The sequence below is a fragment of the Secundilactobacillus mixtipabuli genome, from assembly GCF_002217925.1.
Lineage (GTDB): Bacteria > Bacillota > Bacilli > Lactobacillales > Lactobacillaceae > Secundilactobacillus > Secundilactobacillus mixtipabuli.
This window is the reverse complement of sequence record NZ_BCMF01000011.1, coordinates 73465-93481: the sequence shown is the minus strand read 5'-3', so window position 1 is coordinate 93481 and position 20017 is coordinate 73465. Positions and strand designations below refer to the sequence as shown.

General features: G+C 44.0%; 20 protein-coding genes. 2 read left to right on the top strand and 18 right to left on the bottom strand.

Annotation, left to right across the window (positions count from 1 at the left end):
- Nucleotides 1–796: 796 nt before the first annotated feature.
- The 5 genes from IWT5_RS10535 to IWT5_RS10515 form a co-directional block, all read right to left on the bottom strand.
- Nucleotides 797–1012 carry a hypothetical protein gene (locus tag IWT5_RS10535; protein ID WP_089109915.1) on the bottom strand — a complete coding sequence of 72 codons (216 nt, stop codon included), beginning with the start codon at nucleotides 1010–1012 and terminating at the stop codon, nucleotides 797–799.
- A 59-nt stretch (nucleotides 1013–1071) separates the two neighbouring features.
- Nucleotides 1072–1290 carry a YozE family protein gene (locus IWT5_RS10530; protein WP_089109914.1) on the bottom strand — a complete coding sequence of 73 codons (219 nt, stop codon included), beginning with the start codon at nucleotides 1288–1290 and terminating at the stop codon, nucleotides 1072–1074.
- 21 nt (nucleotides 1291–1311) lie between these two features.
- Nucleotides 1312–1938, bottom strand: coding sequence for a YpmS family protein (locus tag IWT5_RS10525; RefSeq protein WP_089109913.1), 627 nt, complete (start codon nucleotides 1936–1938; stop codon nucleotides 1312–1314).
- Between the two features lie 22 nt (nucleotides 1939–1960).
- Nucleotides 1961–2872: a GDSL-type esterase/lipase family protein gene (locus IWT5_RS10520; RefSeq protein ID WP_089109912.1), complete on the bottom strand. Its 912-nt coding sequence runs from the start codon at nucleotides 2870–2872 to the stop codon at nucleotides 1961–1963.
- A 139-nt stretch (nucleotides 2873–3011) separates the two neighbouring features.
- Nucleotides 3012–3857, bottom strand: coding sequence for a DegV family protein (locus IWT5_RS10515; RefSeq protein ID WP_089109911.1), 846 nt, complete (start codon nucleotides 3855–3857; stop codon nucleotides 3012–3014).
- 204 nt (nucleotides 3858–4061) lie between these two features.
- Here IWT5_RS10515 and trhA point away from each other — a divergent pair, with 204 nt between their 5' ends.
- The gene (trhA, locus tag IWT5_RS10510) at nucleotides 4062–4727 is read left to right on the top strand and encodes a PAQR family membrane homeostasis protein TrhA (protein WP_225360276.1); all 666 of its coding nucleotides are present in this window, start codon (nucleotides 4062–4064) and stop codon (nucleotides 4725–4727) included.
- Between the two features lie 61 nt (nucleotides 4728–4788).
- Here trhA and IWT5_RS10505 read toward each other — a convergent pair whose 3' ends face one another.
- From IWT5_RS10505 to IWT5_RS10460, 10 genes are all read right to left on the bottom strand, one after another.
- A complete protein-coding gene (locus IWT5_RS10505; protein ID WP_089109910.1) occupies nucleotides 4789–5439 on the bottom strand; it encodes a CBS and ACT domain-containing protein in 651 nt (216 codons plus the stop codon).
- 3 nt (nucleotides 5440–5442) lie between these two features.
- The gene (locus IWT5_RS10500; RefSeq protein ID WP_089109909.1) at nucleotides 5443–6153 is read right to left on the bottom strand and encodes an ABC transporter ATP-binding protein; all 711 of its coding nucleotides are present in this window, start codon (nucleotides 6151–6153) and stop codon (nucleotides 5443–5445) included.
- A 2-nt stretch (nucleotides 6154–6155) separates the two neighbouring features.
- Complete coding sequence (locus tag IWT5_RS10495; RefSeq protein ID WP_089109908.1) at nucleotides 6156–6935, bottom strand: ABC transporter ATP-binding protein; 780 nt, start codon at nucleotides 6933–6935, stop codon at nucleotides 6156–6158.
- Nucleotides 6932–7891, bottom strand: coding sequence for a branched-chain amino acid ABC transporter permease (locus tag IWT5_RS10490; protein WP_089109918.1), 960 nt, complete (start codon nucleotides 7889–7891; stop codon nucleotides 6932–6934). Before IWT5_RS10490 ends, IWT5_RS10495 begins: the two co-directional genes overlap by 4 nt.
- Nucleotides 7892–7900: 9 nt before the next feature.
- Nucleotides 7901–8779, bottom strand: a complete 879-nt coding sequence (locus IWT5_RS10485; protein WP_089109907.1) for a branched-chain amino acid ABC transporter permease — start codon at nucleotides 8777–8779, stop codon at nucleotides 7901–7903.
- A gap of 105 nt (nucleotides 8780–8884) precedes the next feature.
- On the bottom strand, nucleotides 8885–10081 hold the full coding sequence (locus IWT5_RS10480; protein WP_089109906.1) for an ABC transporter substrate-binding protein: 1197 nt from the start codon (nucleotides 10079–10081) through the stop codon (nucleotides 8885–8887).
- A gap of 616 nt (nucleotides 10082–10697) precedes the next feature.
- The gene (locus IWT5_RS10475) at nucleotides 10698–11186 is read right to left on the bottom strand and encodes a dihydrofolate reductase (RefSeq protein WP_089109905.1); all 489 of its coding nucleotides are present in this window, start codon (nucleotides 11184–11186) and stop codon (nucleotides 10698–10700) included.
- A 10-nt stretch (nucleotides 11187–11196) separates the two neighbouring features.
- Nucleotides 11197–12147 carry a thymidylate synthase gene (locus IWT5_RS10470; protein ID WP_089109904.1) on the bottom strand — a complete coding sequence of 317 codons (951 nt, stop codon included), beginning with the start codon at nucleotides 12145–12147 and terminating at the stop codon, nucleotides 11197–11199.
- 19 nt (nucleotides 12148–12166) lie between these two features.
- Nucleotides 12167–14050, bottom strand: a complete 1884-nt coding sequence (locus IWT5_RS10465; protein ID WP_089109903.1) for an ABC-F family ATP-binding cassette domain-containing protein — start codon at nucleotides 14048–14050, stop codon at nucleotides 12167–12169.
- A gap of 4 nt (nucleotides 14051–14054) precedes the next feature.
- Entirely contained in the window at nucleotides 14055–15269 is a 1215-nt protein-coding gene (locus tag IWT5_RS10460; protein ID WP_089109902.1) for a CCA tRNA nucleotidyltransferase, read from the bottom strand.
- Nucleotides 15270–15471: 202 nt separating this feature from the next.
- Here IWT5_RS10460 and IWT5_RS10455 point away from each other — a divergent pair, with 202 nt between their 5' ends.
- A complete protein-coding gene (locus IWT5_RS10455) occupies nucleotides 15472–16329 on the top strand; it encodes a YitT family protein (protein ID WP_089109917.1) in 858 nt (285 codons plus the stop codon).
- A gap of 126 nt (nucleotides 16330–16455) precedes the next feature.
- Here IWT5_RS10455 and IWT5_RS10450 read toward each other — a convergent pair whose 3' ends face one another.
- The 3 genes from IWT5_RS10450 to hbs form a co-directional block, all read right to left on the bottom strand.
- Nucleotides 16456–17856 (bottom strand): KxYKxGKxW signal peptide domain-containing protein, encoded by a 1401-nt coding sequence (locus tag IWT5_RS10450; protein WP_159459324.1) that lies wholly within the window; start codon nucleotides 17854–17856, stop codon nucleotides 16456–16458.
- 325 nt (nucleotides 17857–18181) lie between these two features.
- Nucleotides 18182–19450, bottom strand: a complete 1269-nt coding sequence (locus IWT5_RS10445) for a tetratricopeptide repeat protein (protein WP_089109900.1) — start codon at nucleotides 19448–19450, stop codon at nucleotides 18182–18184.
- 159 nt (nucleotides 19451–19609) lie between these two features.
- Nucleotides 19610–19885, bottom strand: a complete 276-nt coding sequence (gene hbs / locus IWT5_RS10440) for a non-specific DNA-binding protein Hbs (RefSeq protein ID WP_054655222.1) — start codon at nucleotides 19883–19885, stop codon at nucleotides 19610–19612.
- Nucleotides 19886–20017 lie beyond the last annotated feature (132 nt).

The window sequence follows — 20017 nt, the reverse complement described above, 5'->3', positions numbered from 1 at the left end:
CGGAAATTTAGAGTAAGAGTACTTTATACCTTGCACATCAAAACTAAAAAAGTCCTAATCACAAAATAGTGATTAGAACTAATTTAAGAAATTTACCAACAACAGTTGTCAAAGAGCCAAAAGATCTCTCTCGTCTAAGGGGACGAAAAAGATCACAATCGGTGCAATGGATCGTCTAATATCCACAATTCACCATTTGGTTCTAACGAATCAAACCTATGATTATACTGTTGCCACAACACACCAGCATAACTAAGTTTTAGCCTAGTATGTCCTAAAAAAATTGGCAAGAGGATAGGCTTATTTAAGTGTATCCAATATTTAACAACCTACCATTCAATAAGCAATGAAAAAGCTTGAAGTGCTTGACTTTTGGTAGAAAAAGAACCCGCAATAGCACGGGTTCATAGCTGACTTGAACTTCTGAAAGAGAAATATTTTTTCATTCTTTTGATTGTTTTTATTTATGCTTACCGTTCAACCATTGAATAGTCGCCATGTCTTCTAACTCCTTTAATAGCAAGGGTTTCAGCGTCTTGCTTTTTACTAACTGCCTAAATGTGCCCAAAATATGTCATATGCTCTTTCAATTATGGGCACGTCGTCCGATTTAATTATTGCTGTCATTTAAAAATGTCTATGGCCGTGTAAAAGCCACTTGACCATCCCTGTATTTTAACATCTTTAAGCAACGTAACACAAAGGTTGAGCCGTCAGTTTCAAGCCAAAATATTGATTCAACAGCAAAAGAGCGACCACCAAAACGGGTGGTTGCTCCTTGGGGTTATGCATACAATTACCGATTGAATTTATATTTGATGAACAGTAGTGGTCGCTTCGCCTGATCCAATTTGTTTTCATACTGTCTCAAGTAATCAGCAGCTTCATGATCACCACCGTTAGCACGACTGACTAATTCATCAATTGCACCTTTTCGTACCATCGCTTGAGCCCAACCGCGGCCGAATAAATGACTATAAAGCGCTTTGTTGTTTTCGTTTCCCAATTGCATTCTAAAAGAATCCCTCCCACTCATATTAATGTTTGTTAATGTAAATGAGTCATCAACGTTTAATCCTGCTCCAAATACATTTGCCAAGCCTCATCAAACACCGTCATTGACGGTAAGTAACTCGCATTTTCTTCCAGGTACTTTGACAGTGTGTCGAAACGCGTTTCCTGCTTTGGAAAAGCCTGATCATAAAACGCATTGTTAGCAAACTCAGCCACTGGTTCATAGTCTTCAGGATTACGCTGTGTCATCAAAAATTGGTAAAAACTTTGTCGCATTAATGATCACTCCTTTACGCGTTAGTTTTTAGGCTTTGGCACCAGCACTTTAAATTCAAACTGACCGGCACCGTTCATATTGATTTTTTCGGCACGATACTGAACACCGTTCGTTCTAAAATGCTGTAGATTCATCGTGATTGTTTTTTGATGAACGTTTAATTCGATCCACTGAGGTAAATTATACTGTGCTTTAATATAGCTTAAAACGGCACTGACCGGCACGTTTAACTGCCCAACCGCTAATTTTTTAGCCGTTAACTGCACGTTACCATTCTTTAAGACCGTTGGTGTCAATGACAGACCAAAGTTAACGGGCAAGCCTAAAAGTTTGGTTTGACCGGTTAATACGGCATCATGATGAACCTCAAACTGGTAATCAACTTTCTGCTTACTTTCAGCTTGGAAATGATCGAGATAATAGGCAGCCATTGCGTTAAGCTGCTGCTTGTTTAAACTCACGTTAAAACTGGCTGCTTCTACCGGTGCTGCTGGTTCTGCCGCATTTTGATTGGGTGCTGAAAACAGCTTGATACCAACCGTCCCAATCCCCACCAGTAAAATGGCAACGAGCGCGATAAACGCCCATTTCCAGGGGTTCCGTTTTCTGTTATTAACTGCTTGTTCTTGACGACTACCTGTATTCAAAACATCACCTCAAAATCTATCCTTATCTTTTATGCCAATTAACGTTACTTTGAATCTGACGATTTAATTTAGACGCCATCACATTATAACCCTTTTTATTCGGGTGAAAATGATCTTCAGTGGATAAGTAAGCGTTCTTTTCTTTGCTGTCCTGTGTCTGGAGTAGCTTTTCAACTTTTTGGGGATCCACGAAAGCTTGGTCATTTTGCCGATTTTCAGCCTTTAATTTGGCTTGGGCGCTAGCCGATTGATACTGCCCAAAAGAAAGGACTGAATCAATGTTAACAAAATGCGTTTGTGATTGCGCTTCAGCAACCTCACGATTAACCTGATTCCACTGATTCACAGCCGTTGTGATCATGGTTGCATTAGTAAAATACACGTACACGGGATTGTAAATGCCAAAAAGATAAATCTGCGCATGCGGATTAACTTCCCGCACGTCAGCAATCAACTGGGTCAATTTTTGCTGATAAGCCGTTTTTAACGGTGCCAAATGATTGGTCATCTGCGCATCATTATTGACCATAATATTTTTTTCCAGTGCCTGTAATAAGTCATTGCCGCCAGCGGTTACCGCGATCACATCGGCTCGCCGTAATGAGCGCCGCAGCTTTTGGCTAGTTTGAACGCGGTGATCGATTTGATCGCTGCGTTCACCACCAATACCGAAATTAGCAGTCTGAGGCTTAACGTAATAGGTTTGTTTTAACTGCTTTTTCAGCAAGGGTAAATAGCCCTTATGATCATCAGCATAACCAATGCCTTGAGTGAGTGAATCACCCACTCCTACAACTCTAACCGTTTTTTGAACAATTGGTTTTCTTTGGCTGAGGTTCTTGGAACCCGGCTGGTGCTGAAGCCAAAACCACCCACCGCCGACAATGATCATGATGACCAGCACGGCTGAAAACCATTTAAAAAAGTGCTGCATACTATAACCCCTTTACTAAGTCTAGACTTATCTTCCTATTAGTTACCCGACCGAGTAAATAACAAATGAGATGGTCAACTGAGCCATCTCATTTTGTCTGTCCGGTATCAAATTCAACTGTTGTTACCACACGATACATTTAGTCGTCAAAGTAATAAACCAGTGCAAAGGCACCCGGACCACCGTGGGTCGCGATAATCGGTACCGTTTCACGAACCAAAATATCGATGTTAGGAAACATTGGCTTGAGGTGCTTGACAATGTCGTCCACCATTCCCTCAGCATGCACGTGAGAGATACCAATTGCTTTGATGTTTGGCGTGTTTTTCATTTGTTCATAAACTTTATCGTAGAACCGGTCGATGGTCTTCATGCCACGACCCTTGGTACGGATGTTTAATTCACCATTCCCAACTTGAAGGACGATCTTAATGTTCAATAATGAAGAAATGGCACCCGTCATTTTGTTGATCCGGCCACCCTTAACCAGGTTGTTTAAGGTCATCACGCCCATGTACAAACGGGTGTTTTTCTGAACCTTCTTGGTAACGGCGACGACTTCTTCGGCCGATGCGCCCTGTTCAGCTGCTTTCGCTGCTTCAATGCACTGGAAGGCCAGCGCCCGATCAGTGGTGCCACTATCGACAACGGTCACATCAGACTTTGAGATCTTGGCAGCCTGTTCAGCTGTATGTACAGTACCACTGATTGCTTCTAACATGTTTAGGCAAACAATCGGACTGCCGTCAGCACCCAATTCATCAAAAACTTTGATGAAATCGCCTAGTGGCGGTTGACTCGTCTTTGGGAACACCTTGGAATGTTCCATTTTATCAATAAATTCTTCATTAGTGATGGTGTGGCGTTCGACATAAACCACGTCATCGATCATGACCGTTAACGGCACGATTGTAATATGATATTTTTCAACTTCTTCATCGGTTAACCCAGCGGATGAATCAGTTACGATTTTGACAGTTGCCATGATTGATTATAACCACGCTTTCTTCCCCATTGTAGGTATTTTCATGCTACAATTAATTTCAGTGCATGAAAACGATTCGATAATAGTATAGCAGATGAACCACCGTGTAACAAGGCGCTAAAGCGCTTGCTAACGGCATATTTTAAAGAATATTAACGCGTTACCCATGCACCCTCATTCTTTTTTTACAAGGAGGATTTCCCCGTGATCCACTCGAAACAACTTAATTCTCATTCAACCGAATCAAGACGGTATCAAATCATCAATGAAGTGCTTAATTCAGTCACCCATGGTATTGGTGTTGGCCTAAGCATTGCCGGGCTCGTGCTGCTGATCATTCGCGGTGTTCATGAAGGCGGCGCTATGAGGATCACCGCTTACAGTATTTATGGTGCCATCCTAGTGCTGTTTTACATGGCTTCGACCCTGTTTCACAGTCTGTATTTCACCCGAGCCAGTCACCTGTTTCAAATTTTTGACCATTGCGCCATTTACTTGCTGATTGCCGGAACCTATACGCCATACTGTTTAGTCGTCATTAAGGGCGCACTGGGCTGGGTCATTTTTGGTGTGATTTGGGCCATGGCCATTCTGGGAATTATCTACAAATGCCTTTGGCTGGGTAAATTTCAAAAACTTTCCACTGTCATATACGTGATTATGGGCTGGTTTTGTGTTCTAGGTTTCAAACAGCTTTTCAACGGCCTAGGCGTTCAGGGCTTCACATTACTGGTCCTCGGTGGCGTTTCTTTCACGCTGGGTGCCGTTATTTACAGTTTTAAGGGTATCAAGTTCGGTCATGTCATCTGGCATCTATTTGTGCTTTTGGGCACGACTTTAATGTACTTCTCAATCTTGCTATACGCTTAACTTAAATGGTTAAATCAAAGAAGCGATAAATTCCACTAACTGGAATTTATCGCTTCTTTTGTTAGTCATTTACTTTTTGACTCGTTACTAACCGAACATCGTAACCTGCATCTTCTAGAGCTCGCTTGATTGCCGCACTGTCGGTCTTATCTACGTGCATTTCAATCATGATTGGTCCAAGATTACGAGTCACAATCAGAGTTTGAATGTTAAACCCATTATCCGCCATAATCTTGCCAATTTCGTAAATAACCCCTTTGCGGTCGTGTTCAATCATCACTTGTACCACGGTGGCGTCCACAAAGTAATCAGTGATGTCGAGGAACCCATCTAAGACATCGTTGGTGGTAATGATCCCCACTACTTGTTTGTCATCCATGACCGGTAAAACACCAATATCATTGTGGCGCATGGTGGAAATGGCATCCTCTAGCTGCGCATCCTTAGAGATCGTCTTAACTTCTTTTTCCATAATTTCGCCAACGGTCATCTTATTGAGGAGGTAATTCACCTCATAAATGGATAAACTGGTGGCCTTCGATGGTGAAGCCGCTTGAATGGTTCCTTCAGTGACCAGACCAACTAATTGATCACCATCGATCACCGGTAACCGGTGGATTTGATTTTCCTTCATCACGCTGACTGCCATGTTGATTTTGGTATCCGGTGATACCGTGATCAATCTATCTGTCATATAATCCGCAACACTCATTGTCTAACCTCCTAAGTATGCTTTTTGCACGTCTTGATTAGCCAATAACTCTTGGCCTGTTCCCGTCATTTTCACTTCACCACTGGCCAGTACATAACCACGATCAGCAATTGACAGTGCTTTTTTGGCGTTTTGTTCGATGAGCAGCACAGTGGTTCCTTGCTCTTTGATTGCTTTGACAATATCGAAAATTTCATTAATAAAAATGGGTGCCAGTCCCATTGAAGGCTCGTCCAGCAGGAGTAGTTTAGGCTTAGACATTAATGCCCGGCCCATGGCTAACATCTGCTGTTCACCGCCAGATAAGGTAGCAGCATCCTGGTCGATGCGCTCTTTGAGCACTGGAAATCGGGAATACACCGTCTCAAAACTGCTGGCGATTTCAGCCCGATTATTCTGCAGAAAGGCCCCCATTTGGAGATTTTCTCTGACGGACATTCCTGGAAAAATGTGCCGGCCTTCTGGCACCTGGGAAATCCCAGCAGCCACGATTTTCGGTGCTTTTTGTTTCTGCAGTTCTTTGCCTTCATAACTGATTGTCCCGCTGACTGGTTTCAGCAGCCCGGAAATCGTTTTGAGGATCGTGGTCTTACCGGCACCATTAGCACCGATCAACGACACAATTTCGCCTTCGTTAATTTTAAAACTCACGCCTTTTACAGCGTTGATCACGCCGTAGTTCACGGCAAGATTGTTGACTTCAAGCATCGCCATCGCTAGGCCTCCTCTCCCAAATAAGCTTTGATAACCGCGTCATTTTGCTGAATTTCGGTTGGTGTGCCTTCAGCCAGCAGTGAGCCGTGGTCCAGAACGTAAATTCGTGACGCCAAATTCATCACCAACGACATATCATGTTCAATCAGCAGAACGGTAATGTGAAAATCACGTTGAACCTGTCGAATCAGGCGGGTCAAATCTGCTGTTTCCTCCGGATTCATACCGGCTGCGGGCTCGTCCAAGAAAAGGATCTTCGGCTTCATGGCCAAACTGCGGACAATTTCTAGTCGTCGTTGAATCCCATAGGGTAAATTCTTGGCTAATTTATCCACATCGTCTTGCAGATCAAAAATTTTGAGCAGTTCAATGGCTTCTTTGCGAATCTGCGCTTCTGTTCGATAAAATTTTGGAAAACGAAAGACGGATTGGATAAAGTTTTCTTTATAATGCGCCGTCATGGCAATGAGGACGTTATCCAGCACGGTCAGTTCTTTAAACAACCGAATATTTTGGAACGTTCTGCCCATCCCAAGGTTAGCAATCTTATAAGTTTTCATCCCGTTAAGGGGAATCACACCGTCAGTCCCTCTAAAGGTGATCGACCCGGAACTGGGGACGATAACGCCAGTCAATAAGTTAAACAGCGTTGTTTTCCCCGCCCCATTAGGACCGATCAACGCAACCAATTCATCATCGTTCAGGTGCATATCCACATCAGAAACCGCGGTCAGCCCACCGAAGTTTTTCACGAGATTTTCGACGTTTAGCAAAGTTGTCATGATTTTGCACCCACCTTCTTGTTCTTTCGACTAAAGAGTCGTTTAAATGATAGCTCTCGGGAGCCCATAATACCGGATGGCTTGAAGATCATGATAAGGATCAAGACCAGCGCGTAGATCACCATACGCAGCGCACCAAAGCTTTGCAGTGCGGCGTCCACAACGCCCAAGATAGTAGCAGCGACAAAACTACCTGTAATACTGCCAACACCACCAAGAACCACGATAATCAAAATTGCAATGGACTCCATAATGTTAAAGTTGTTTGGCGCAATCGTTTGTAGATAAGAAGCCTGCATCGAACCTGCCACAGCAGCAGTTGCAGCACCCAAGACAAAAGCGGCCAGCTTCCATTTAAAGATGTTGATTCCCATCGATTCGGCTGCAATTTCATCTTCACGAACGGCTAATGCTGCCCGCCCGCCACGACTATGGATAAAGTTGACGATGATAATCGTTGTGATGCAGACCATGGTGTAAACCACTGGCCAAGTAGCAAATTGCGGAATGTTAAACATCCCAGAAGGGCCGTTAGTAATCTTCAGATTATTGATAATGATTCGGATAATTTCTGCCGCACCCATTGTGGCAATGGCTAAGTAGTCACCGCGCAGGCGCAAAGTTGGAATCCCAACGATCAAGGCAGCAATAATGGCCACGACCACACCCACGATAATGGATGCATAGAAGGCACCAGCTGTCGGTGTTTTACTGATGATGATCGCAGTAGCGTATGCGCCAACCGCCATAAACCCAGCGTGACCAAGGGAAAATTGGCCAGCAAAGCCAATGACCAGATTCAAGCCAACGGCCAAAATAATGTTAATCCCAATAGTCACCACCATATTTTCAAGGAAGGAATCGATCACCCCAACCAAGATCAACGCATTCATCAAGTAAAAGCCAGCGACCATCAAAATGAGCCAGCAAATATTATATTTCAAGTTTGCTTTCAAAATAATCACCTAAACCTTTTCTTTGACGTTTTTGCCGAAAATCCCTGCAGGCAGTACTAGCAGAATAATGATCAGCACCAGATAAACCGCAGCGTCTTTGTAAGCTGAAAGGCCAACAGATTGAACTGCAGTTTCCAGCAAGCCAATCAAGAAACCGCCTAGTGAAGCCCCTGGCACGGAGCCAATCCCACCAACGACGGCAGCAACAAAGGCTTTGATCCCCGGTGTCATCCCCATCAACGGGTCAATGGAGTTGTAATACAGGCCAATCAATACCCCAGCGGCACCGGCCATTGATGAACCAAGCGCAAAGGTAAATGAAATCGTTCGGTTAATGTTGATCCCTACCAGTTCAGCAGCGTCCGGATCCACGGAAACAGCCCGCATGGCCCGGCCCATCTTGGTCTTCTTGATAATCAGCTGCAGCATGACCATCAACAGACAAGCGGTAACTAAAATCAAAATTTGAATGTTTGAAACTCGCACACCCCACAGATTGTAATTTACCTGTTTGATGACTTGAGGAAAGTCCCGCGTATCAGCACCATATAAGTACGACATCCCATTTTCCAAGAAATAAGAGACCCCGATTGCGGTAATTAAAGCGGTAATTCTTGGTGCGTGTCGAAGTGGCCGGTAAGCAAAGTATTCAATAATCACGCCGGCCGCTGCGCAAACAACCATAGCGGATAACAGGGCGAAAATAAAATTAAAATGCCAAAAATTAATGGTGTAATAGCCCCAAAAAGCACCCAGCATATAGATGTCACCATGAGCGAAATTGATCAGTTTGATGATCCCATAAACCATGGTGTAGCCCAGAGCCAGCAGCGCGTAGATACTGCCTAGCGAAAGGCCGTTTATCAATTGTTGAAAGAGTGTTGTCAAGATGTCATCCTCCTTTATGTATTCGAGTTCCAACTTGGAAGCCCTCGTCAGCAGGCCGCTTGGACCTGTTCACGAGAGCCCCCGAATGGGAAGCTCAGTGTTTCATTACTTGATTTGAGTTGAATCAACAACCTTACCATTGTTCAAGTGTTCAACGGCGATTGGCTTATCAGCATCATGTTTGTTATCGATGGTGATCTTACCGGTAACCCCATCAAAGTTCTTGATTTTGGCAAGACCCTGAGTGATTTTAACGGAGTTGGCTGACTTTTGACTTTCGATTGCTTGCTTGATCATGTAAGTTGAATCGTATGCCAATGCTGAGAAGGTAGGTGCATCAGTGTGGTACTGAACTTTGTAAGCCTTCAAGAACTTAGCAGCAGTTGGGTTAGATTCAGCAACGGTCCGTGAGAATGGTGTGGTGTAGTAAATGTTAGAAGCGTTCTTGGCGCCAGCAATTTGAACCAGTTTGGCATCGGCCATCCCATCTGAACCAACGATTGGCACGTTCAAGCCAATTTGACGGGCTTGTTTGATGATCAGACCGATTTCTGAGTAGTAGCCTGGTGCGTAAATGGCATTGACTTTTTTATTTTTAAATGATGTTAGGATAGCGTTAAAGTCTTTATCACCTGCTGAGAAGTACTGTGTATCAACGACCTTACCCTTGTACTGAGCTTTAAAGGCTTTGGCCAGGCCAGTTCCATAATCAGTTGAGTTGTCACCAAGAACAGCAACCCGTTTAGCTTTCAAATTGTTGTAAATGAACTTCGCACCGGTACCACCTTGGAAGTTGTTTTGGTAACATGCCCGGAAGACATAAGGCTGTGCCTTACCGTTCTTTTGAAGAGTGAAGTTTGGATCAGTAGCGGATGGGCTTAGTGCAGGTACTTTAGCTTTGGTTTCATTTGGAATGGCTGCGGTACCGGCATTGGTTGTGGCAGTCCCAATAATGGCATTGACTTTATCGTTATTAACAAGCTGTGCGGCTACTGAAGCGGATGTACTCGTTGAAGTCTTGTTATCCTTGATTACAAGTTGAATTTTCTTCTTTTTACCGTTAACGTTCACGCCACCCTTGTCATTGATTTCTTTAGTTGCCATCTGAATCCCCTGTTTCATTTGGTTCCCGTAACCACCGGCTGCACCAGACAATTCAAGGTTGACCCCAATCTTGACGGTTTTGCCCGTTTGATCATTGCCTTGACTGGTTGTCTTAGCGGTTGAACACCCCGCAAAGATGACGGCTGACATTGCAATAGCTGCGATTCCTGTGACACGTTTAATCATTTTCTTCTTCATAAGTTTCTCCTACTTTCGTCTGTGTTTTAGTTTTGTATGTATGATGCGGTTTGCCTGACTAACTTCCCTCCTTGTGTCAAAGCAATAAAAAAACCTCATTCAATTTAATGAATGAGGTCTAAAGTCAGAAATTAATCATTAAGCCCTCATCATTAAAAACGCACTAATAAGGGCTCAACTTTATTTAGTTAATAGCTTGGCTACTAACTCATAGTTGCGTCCTTGGTTTTTAATAATAAGACTAAATTCTGACGAGCAGAGGTTACATTAAGTTGTTGAACGTTTGAATTTTTCATGTCATGTAACCTCCTGTCAGAATTTGTTTTGCTTAGTGAATGTGTTAACTATAATCAAAAACTCACTATCCGTCAACAATAAATTTGAATTTCTAATCATTTAATTCAAGATATTTAGTTTGAACAGGCCACAAATTGCTGATACAGCAGCAATTTAAGTGGATGACGCTTAAACAAAAAATATTAACGCTTTTGCATAAATTAAACTGTACATCGAATCATTAGAAGAACATGAGTGACCAGCACTGGCCCGGAATACAAAAATTGCTGACTAGAACAAGAATCGTTTCTAATCAGCAATTTTTTACTCGTCTTTAAGTTTAGCGTCGTTCCCAACGTTCAAAAACCAGACCATACGGGTTTTTCTCATCTGGTTCGTGGGCAGTCGATTCAACTAATTTAAATCGGCTGTAATCAATCTCCGGCATGTAAGTATCTGCTTTAAATTTGTGCAGCACCCGAGTGCGTAACAGGGTATCAACGTAGGGCAACAGGCTCTTAAAAACGCGTGCACCACCACTAATGATAACCGTCTCGTCCGGATGCGCCTGTTCATAAGTAACGACTTCAGAAGCACTGTGCAGGACTTCAACGCCACTAGGATAATCAGTTGCAGTGCGCGACGTTAACACAATGTTTTTACGATGCGGTAAGGGCTTTTTGTAGCTGGCAAATGTTCGGCTGCCAGATATCAGCATCTTACCAATGGTATTTTGCTTAAAAAAAGCCATGTCAGCTGGCAAATGCCATGGCAGCTGACCTTTATGACCAATCGCGTGCTGCTGGTCTTCTGCCCAGATAAATATCATGAAATCACCCCTAAACTGCAACCGGTGCTTTAATAGCTGGTGCCGGGTGATAATTGGTCACACTGATATCATCCATACCGTAATCAAAAATGCTGGATTTATCAGGGTTCAGCACCAGCTGAGGTGCTGCAGCTGGCGTTCTGGATAGCTGAGTCTTTACCTGTTCAATATGATTGCTATAAATATGTGCGTCACCAAACGTGTGCACAAAATCACCAGGTTCTAAGCCGACTTCTTTGGCAATCAAATTCGTCAGTAAAGCATAGCTGGCAATGTTGAATGGCACGCCAAGGAAAATGTCAGCAGACCGCTGATATAACTGGCAGCTTAATTTACCGTCGTTGACGTAGAACTGGAACATCGTGTGGCAAGGTGGAATTGCCATGCCAGGAACATCTTCCGGATTCCAGGCTGAAACGATCATACGCCGTGAATCCGGATGGGTCCGCAAAGTGTCCAAAACGTTACTGATTTGGTCGATTGTCTCACCCTTGCGCGTCTGCCATGCCCGCCACTGCGCACCGTAGACGTTCCCTAGGGAACCGTATTTGGCGGCAAAATCATCATCTGCAACAATTCGCTGACAGAAGGCTTCCTTTTCTTGCTTATAGGTTTCGTTAAAGGCATCGTCTACCAATGAGCGACGACCAAAATCAGTCATGTCTGGGCCATGGTAGTCCGATGATTCGACAAAGTTTTTAAACGCCCACTCATCCCAAATGTGATTGTGGTGTTTGAGTAAAAACTGGATGTTCGTATCGCCGTGTAAGAACCAGAGTAATTCGCTTTTGATCAAGCCAAAGGGCACTTTTTTGGTCGTCAGCAATGGGAATCCCTGACTAAGATCAAACCGCATTTGGTAGCCAAAAACACTAATGGTGCCCGTTCCCGTTCGGTCGGATTTACGATGACCGTTTTCCAAAACATAGCGTTCCATGTTTAAATATGCGTCTTCTAACATTGATCACTCTCTCCTATCCCTATTCAACGTACTGACTTAAATAATCCCAACGGGCCATTTTTTCGTCAAGCTTCTTGTCCGTTGCTTCGAAGTCAGCTTGTAATGTAGCTAATTTATCATAATTATCGCCATTTTGGGTCATTTTTGACTGCAAATCAGCCTTTTTGTTTTCCAAAGCATCGATTTCGTCCTCGATACCATCCCACTCCAGCTGTTCCTTGTAGGTCAGCTTGGTTTTCTCCTGCTTAATTGGTGCTGATGGTGTCGATACCGGTTTAGGTGCAGTCTTTTTGCTACTTGGCTGGGTTTTCTTCTGAGCAGCCAAAAAGTCAGTAAATAAGCCACTATAACGCTCAATTTTACCGTTGCCATCAAAAATCAGCAACTTATCAGCGACTTTGTCTAGGAAATAACGGTCATGGGACACGGTAATGACAGTGCCATTAAAGTGATTAATGTAATCTTCAAGTACCGTTAGCGTCGAAATATCTAAGTCGTTAGTCGGTTCATCCAAGAAAAGGACGTTGGGCTGTTCCATCAACAGTTTCAGCAAGTACAGCCGGCGCTTTTCACCACCGGATAATTTACGAATCAGGGTGCCGTGCATGAATCGTGGGAACAGGAATTGCTCCAGTAATTCAGAAACGGAAATTGAATGACCATTTTTATCGGTGACATTATTACCAACTTCACTGAGGTAGTTAATGATCCGTTTGTCATCGGGAATCAGCTCCGTGCGTTGGGTGTAGTAAGCCATTTTGACTGTTTCACCCACCGTAACGATACCGGAATCAAGCGGTAGTCGTTGCGCCATCACGTTTAGGAGCGTTGATTTTCCGGCACCATTTTCGCCGGAGATCCCGATACGATCCCCCGCTTGAATCAAGAGATTGAAATCCTTTAGAATCAAGTGATCATCTAATCTTAGAGTCGCATCTTTAAGCTCGATTACTTGCTTACCTAACCGTGTTTGACCTAAATCGATAGAGACATCTTGTTCAGTGGGCGTTGTACCCATATTTTCCTTGATTTTATTGAACCGGTTGATCCGCGCCTGCTGCTTCGTTGAACGGGCATGAGCCCCCGCCTTCATCCAGGCTAATTCTTGTTTATAAAGTTGCTGCTGCTTGTGATCGGCATTAGCTTCTTGTTCAACTCGTTCCGCTTTTTGACCCACGTAATCTTGGTAATTACCATCGTAGTGAAAGAGCCTTCCAAAGGACAATTCCCAGATATGGTTAGCAACCTGATCCAAGAAATAACGGTCATGGGTAACAACTAGTAAAGCGCCCTTGTAGTTTGCCAAGTAATTTTCAAGCCAGTCAATTGAATCAAAGTCCAAATGGTTGGTTGGTTCGTCAAGCAGCAACAAGTCGGGTGCCTGAATCAAAACTTGGGCTAAGCCAACCCGTTTCCGCTGACCACCTGATAAAGTCCCCATTTGCTGATTAAGATCAGTAATGTGCAGCTGTGTCAAAATGGTTTTAACGTCGCTTTCAGCATTCCAAGCGTCAGCCTCATTCATTTGGGCTTCAGCATCCATATACTGCTGCTGTTTCTTTTGATTTTCTGGGTCTTCACTATAAGCAGCTAACGTATCCTCGTAGCGCCGAATAATTTTGAAGACTTTTTGTGAGCCAGAAAAAATAGCATCCATAATGGTCTGCTGGTCGTCAAATTCTGGTTCCTGTTTTAAATAAGCAATGGCATAATCGTTTGGCGTAATGATATCGCCGGTATATTGTGCCAACCCAGCTAAGGTATCCAATAAGCTCGTTTTACCGCTACCATTGGTTCCAATCAATCCAATTCGATCATTTTCGTTAATGATAAAATCAACCTTATCAAACAGCGTTTTTTCGCCATAAGTCCGGGTCAACCCTTCTGCTCTTAATGTTTGCATTTGGTCACGCTTTCTCGTTTAAGTAGTTAATTGCTGTGCTCAACAGCACTTGATTCTGATTGGTTAATTGCCCGTCAACTACCTGACGTTCCAGATAATTCAGTGCTTGGCCTAGTTGTGGACCGGGCTTGACGCCAGCTGCCATCAGGTCTTGACCAGTAATAGCCAGAGCCTTTTTAGAGTGAATCTGCAAGGCGTCATACTGTGCAATTAAAGCGGTCGTTTCATATGATGACTCACCTAATTTGTAAGCCACTTCATTGGCGATGACCAGCAGCTCCTTGCCAGTCTGATAAAGCACCCAAGCGTCAACAGACTGTGTTGAAATCGCCTGAACGGCTTTGGTAGCTGTTTGGACATCCTCGATGAGCTGATTTGCTGATTTCCAATGTTTGAGCAACTGATTGATCTGTTGCCATGATAAATTAAAAGTGGCAGCGATTAAACTCCACACGGCCGTCTCGTTACTCAAGCCACTTTTTAACTTGTTTCGCAGCTGATCAAGCTGGTCACTATAAGCCTTAAAGTCCGGACAGTATTGGTATAAACCCGTCTCCATAAAGACGTCAAGTCCCATGGCCGGCCACTGGCCCAACAGCATTTTAACGAATTCGACGTGAATGCGTTCCACTGCTATTTTGGTCAATAAACTGCCGTGGTGTTCAATTCCAGCAATGGTTTCGGAATCAATCTTAAAGTTCAGCTGACTCGCAAACCGAACGGCCCGCATCATGCGCAGTGCGTCTTCATTAAACCGCTTTTCAGGATCCCCCACCGCGCGAATCCGATGATTTTTCAAGTCCGTCAGGCCATCAAAATAATCGATGATTGTGCCATCTGTTTTCAATGCCAAGGCGTTAATCGTGAAATCTCGGCGGTTCAAATCTTCTTTTAACGACCGAACAAACTTCACTGAATCGGGCCGGCGATAATCCTGATACCCAGATTCCGTTCTAAAAGTCGTCGTTTCGTAACCGGTACCGTGGTCTAAAATCATGACGGTGCCGTGTTCAATTCCGGTATCCACTGTGCGGTTAAACAAGGATTTAACCTCTTCTGGATAAGCACTTGTGGCAATATCGACGTCATGAATCGGCAAGCCTAATAGGGTGTCACGCACAGAACCACCGACGTAATAGGCTTCGTAGCCAGCAGCTTCAATCGTATCGATGATTGGCTGTGCCTTAATAAATTCTTCTGGTAGTGTTTCAATTTTCATTTTGATCGACCCTTTTATCTGAGTTATGCATCAACTTCTATTTTCAGTCTATTTAATTTTACCAGATATCCTTGGTATAACCAACCGCGCATGAAGTTAATATGCTATGATAATTATGAGAAATTGTTAACACTTTATCGGCAATGAATCACTTATTGGGGGGATCAGTTTGGCAAATAACGTTGAAGAAAAGATTCGGGTCATGGATCTGCTCATGATTACCGTTGGCTGTGCAGCCTACGCCTTTGCACTTGTCGTTTTTAACATTGCAAATCAACTGGCAGACGGCGGCATTAGCGGTGTGACACTGATTTTAAAGGGACTGTTCAATTTTAACCCCGCCTACTCAACCATTTTAATTAACATTCCTTTGATTTTGTTTGGCTACCGCTTTTTAGGCCGCCGAGCCATCATCTATACGCTGTATGGGACTTTTATGCTCTCAGCATTCCTGTGGATTTGGCAACGCGTACCGCTGAACATTGATTTACACCACGATCTGTTCTTAGCTGCCATGGGAGCCGGTATTACTGGCGGTGCCGGCAGCGGATTACTCTATCGTTTCGGCGGTACCACTGGCGGGACTGATATTATCGCCCGAATTTTCGAACGTTTCCGTGGCATTCCCATGGGCCAAACACTGCTATGGCTAGACATTGTCGTTTTGCTCTGTTCCTTAGTGTACATTGATATCCGGCATGTCGCCTATACGGTTCTATACTCCTACGTCTTCTCCCGCCTCGTTAATTTTATTTTAAGCGGGACTTACGCAGCCAAGGGTGTCCTGATCGTCAGCACAAAGTCGCGCGAAATCGTTGATCAGATTATGACCGTTATGCAGCGTGGTGTCAGCATTCTGCACGGAGAAGGCGGTTATTCACATCAGGATCGCCCCATGCTTTACGTTGTCGTTAGTCCTAGCGAACTCCATGAACTGCAAATGATTGTCAGCGACTTGGATAAAAATGCCTTCATGACCATTTTTGACGTGAATGAAGCCATCGGTGAAGGCTTTACCTACTCACGGCCAACACATGGCCTCTTTAAACGCGCTCGTTAGGGGCGTGTTTTTTTGTTTTATTTAATAAGTTAAAGTAACTTTTTATTAATAACTCATTATTAAGGAGATACAAAAAGCGCTGCGCAATTCGCGCAACGCTCCCCTTTTAGTTAATCAAAATATCGATTAGTTCAATTTACGCCGTTTGGCTAATCCCAAGATGCTCAACAGGCCAAAGATACCAAGACTAGCTGCAGCCTTCGCCTGAGATGCCGATTCACTGGTTTGCGGCAGTTGGTTAGTACTCTGAGCGTTCTCAGACTGCGTAGCACCTTTTACCGCCCCGTTGGCACCCGCCGTCCCAGCATTTTGACTGGTTGTCACACTACCCTGACTAACGTTACTGCCAGTGGTCGATTCTTGATTAGCCGTGTCGCCTGATTGGTTGCCAGCAGCTGAATTGCCACTAGCCTTTTGGTCAGAAACAGCCGCACCTTGATCACTGCTGTTTGACGTCTGATCATCAGGCGTCTTAGCTGTGTTAGCCGCGTCATCATCGGTGCCAACTAATTGCGTCGGTGTTGTTAATGGCGTAGCAGGTGCTGTGGTCGGTCCAGAAACGGTCTGTGGTCCAGTTGGTTGCACGGGTTGCACTGGTGTTACCGGCTTCGGAGCAGCTACCGTAAAGTCCAGGTTTGACTCTGTTACATCAAAACCATTGGCGGCCTTATTGAGTTTATAATTATAGACAGCAGCCTGAAAGTCATTGCCAGTGGATGCTTTAGCGACTTCTTCAGCGTTCGCAATAGTCATTGGCACCGACAATGTATAACTTTCACCCTTGCCAAGCGCACTACTTTGAATGTAAATGGCCAGTAGTTGACTAGGCGTAAAGTCCGGATTTGCAGCCTTTATGGCATCATATGAATCATAATTCCCAGGGTCATCAGGATTGACTGAAAAAGTAAATTCCAAGTTTGGTTGGCTCTGAATCAAAGCAGGAATGTCAAAATCATTTTGAACTAGCGCAGTAGTTGAATGGTCAAAGAATTTTGGCAACAGAAAATCCGAAAAGATCTTCGTTGCGGTGTCTTTACTTGGATTGGTAATGGTGTAGTCCAGATTAAAGCTGTTGGCATCCTTAACCGCTAATGTCGCATTGCTCGTCTTTGGTGTACTCTGATCTTGATTAATGTTTGCGGTGTTATCACCAGTCGTTGTGGTAGCTGCTGGCAAAGTCACTTTGGCAGTGCTGTCCCACTGGGTAACCCCAGCCGTTGGAACGCCAACTTTTTGAGTTGTAGTGTCACTCTTTGGTGGCAGCGCTGAAGTAGCACCAGTACTTGCATCCCCAGTCGATTTATCTGGCGTTGATCCGGTTGAGTCACCAGCTTTATCACTTAAACTCGAGCCTGTTTGTGAACTCTGATCTGCTTGCGTCGTTGTTGTTGTTGCAGCTGCCTGAGTCTCGGCACTAGCCTGTACCCCTAACAGGCCACTAGCACCGATCGTTAAAACGGTAATGGCAGCAAACAGCCAATTGCGTCCACTCTTATACATCTTATAATGTTTCTTTTCAATCATCATTTCCATACTCCCCCAATCGCCATTTTTCAAAACTTGTAACCCATGATTAGCCTATCACAAATCTCACGTACCAACACACTTTTTTGGTGTTTATCAAAAAAGAAAGTGCGACATAACTCGTTAGATTCCAGAATATAACACAAACGACGTCATTCCGATGGGCTTTATCGGGATGGCGTCGTTTGTGTTATATGGCCGAAACCTGAGTTGTAGAGCAGGTTAAGGCTAGATTTAAGTAGTGATTATAGAAGGCGTGTACGTCAAGAAATTAAATGAAATTCTTGTCGATTTAGACTTATGGCACAACTACTTTTTATCGTCCAATCTAAAAATCATTCTCTTCTTCGTTCGCCAGCATTTCAGCCATTTCAGCATCATCTGGTACAACCTTCACATAGGCTTGCAGCATTTTCAGCATTTGGTCGCGTTCACCCATTTCACGGAAGAAATAGACCGCCGGCTTCAAGAAGTCAGCCTGATCCATAAAGTATGGTGCGGCAGCTTGATAGTACCGGTTCGCTTCATCATACTTCTCTAAACGCGCATACGAAGTTGCCAAGTTCCAGTACAACTGTGGGTCCAGATTATCCTGGCCCACATAATCAGTCAAAAAGTCCACGTTATCCTGGAAACGGCTTTGCTTGACGTAAAGATTAGATAGCTTAATGACGATATCTAAATCATCAGGATCAAGGCTGTGTCCCTTTTTCAGGTACGTTTCAGTCAATGACTCATCCTCTACCCTAGCGGCAATATCGGCCGCGTAAGACCAGAGTTTCTCGTTATACTGGTCAACACCCAATCCTTCCTGTAAGACCTTTAAGGCATCATCTAGCCGATTCTCAGCTACCAAAGCTTGCCCGAGGTAAGGATATAGACTCGTATAGTGCGGATCAGTTTCCTTTAATTCATCAAATAACGTAATAGCTGGTTTGTAGTCCTTTAATTGTAAGTAGGTAAACGCCGTTTCGAACTTCACGTCAGGCGTCATATCGCCCGAATGAATTTGTTTCAAATAGCCGATTGCCTGCTCAAATCTACCGGCATTGGCGTAGGCGACACCGATTCGTTCCACCAAATTAACGGCACTAAACTCAGGAATCCCCTGTTTGATCAAATCAAGGTATAGTGGGATGGCTTTTTTAAATTCACGCATCACAAAATACAGCTCGGCCAGTGCAAACTGAATGGCTGGCTCATCAGGCGCTAACTTTAAAGCTTCCAGCAGCTTTTGTTCACTGACTTCAAAAAGTTCCTGGGTCTGATACAAATCAGCTGCCACCATCAGTGACCGGACGTACGCTGGTGAATCGGCCGACACGTCGTTTAACAGGGCCAGCGCTTCATCGTTTTTATCATCATCAATTAATACGTCAGCTAAGTTGACCCGCAAATCATCTTCCTCGGGATAAGCTTTAAGTAACTTTTCGTATATCCGTCTCGACTGGTTCAAAAAGCCAAGTGAATACAGCTCCTCGGCTAAACTATAGAGCGTGTCGTCATCATCGTGACGTAAGGCGCTAGCGTAGGCTTTTTTAAAATCATCAAGTTGACCACGTTCTAGCTGGTCAAGTGCTTGCTGTGAATAACTCATTTAAACCCCTCGTTTCGTTCATTCATGAGACTATATGTTATCACTTTAAGAATCTGCAAACAAGCAGGTGGCCTGTCACGGTAACCATCATGCATGATAAAACTTGAAGGCATTAAAAAAGCCAACCCTCATCGGATTGGCTCCACCGTCAATAAATAATTATTTAACAGCGTCCTTCAAAGCTTTACCAGGCTTGAATGCTGGTACTTTGCTTGCAGGAATTTGAATTTCGGCACCCGTTTGTGGGTTACGACCCTTACGAGCTGCCCGTTCGCGAACTTCGAAGTTACCAAAGCCGATTAATTGTACCTTTTCGCCCTTAGCCAAAGTTGCTTGAACTGAGTCAAATACTGCATCGACTGCAGCAGTTGCGTCCTTCTTAGTTAAGCCGGTTGCAGCTGCGACATCGTTAACAAGTTGTGCTTTATTTGCCATGAATGATTCGCCTCCTTGGATAATATATGATGAGTACATAATCATCTCATCTAGCCGATCAACAAGTCAATCAGGCCACTGAAATAATAACGGCAATCCGTATCATTTCTGATTCCAAGATAGCACACAAAC

Bases quoted from the DNA above. Each gene is read 5' to 3' on its own strand.
- IWT5_RS10535 (WP_089109915.1), bottom strand. From the start codon at position 1,012: ATGCAATTGGGAAACGAAAACAACAAAGCGCTTTATAGTCATTTATTC.
- IWT5_RS10530 (WP_089109914.1), bottom strand. From the start codon at position 1,290: ATGCGACAAAGTTTTTACCAATTTTTGATGACACAGCGTAATCCTGAA.
- IWT5_RS10520 (WP_089109912.1), bottom strand. From the start codon at position 2,872: ATGCAGCACTTTTTTAAATGGTTTTCAGCCGTGCTGGTCATCATGATC.
- IWT5_RS10515 (WP_089109911.1), bottom strand. From the start codon at position 3,857: ATGGCAACTGTCAAAATCGTAACTGATTCATCCGCTGGGTTAACCGAT.
- IWT5_RS10505 (WP_089109910.1), bottom strand. From the start codon at position 5,439: ATGAGTGTTGCGGATTATATGACAGATAGATTGATCACGGTATCACCG.
- IWT5_RS10500 (WP_089109909.1), bottom strand. From the start codon at position 6,153: ATGGCGATGCTTGAAGTCAACAATCTTGCCGTGAACTACGGCGTGATC.
- IWT5_RS10495 (WP_089109908.1), bottom strand. From the start codon at position 6,935: ATGACAACTTTGCTAAACGTCGAAAATCTCGTGAAAAACTTCGGTGGG.
- IWT5_RS10480 (WP_089109906.1), bottom strand. From the start codon at position 10,081: ATGAAGAAGAAAATGATTAAACGTGTCACAGGAATCGCAGCTATTGCA.
- IWT5_RS10475 (WP_089109905.1), bottom strand. From the start codon at position 11,186: ATGATATTTATCTGGGCAGAAGACCAGCAGCACGCGATTGGTCATAAA.
- IWT5_RS10470 (WP_089109904.1), bottom strand. From the start codon at position 12,147: ATGTTAGAAGACGCATATTTAAACATGGAACGCTATGTTTTGGAAAAC.
- IWT5_RS10465 (WP_089109903.1), bottom strand. From the start codon at position 14,050: ATGCAAACATTAAGAGCAGAAGGGTTGACCCGGACTTATGGCGAAAAA.
- IWT5_RS10460 (WP_089109902.1), bottom strand. From the start codon at position 15,269: ATGAAAATTGAAACACTACCAGAAGAATTTATTAAGGCACAGCCAATC.
- IWT5_RS10455 (WP_089109917.1), top strand. From the start codon at position 15,472: ATGGATCTGCTCATGATTACCGTTGGCTGTGCAGCCTACGCCTTTGCA.
- IWT5_RS10450 (WP_159459324.1), bottom strand. From the start codon at position 17,856: ATGATGATTGAAAAGAAACATTATAAGATGTATAAGAGTGGACGCAAT.
- IWT5_RS10445 (WP_089109900.1), bottom strand. From the start codon at position 19,450: ATGAGTTATTCACAGCAAGCACTTGACCAGCTAGAACGTGGTCAACTT.
- hbs (WP_054655222.1), bottom strand. From the start codon at position 19,885: ATGGCAAATAAAGCACAACTTGTTAACGATGTCGCAGCTGCAACCGGC.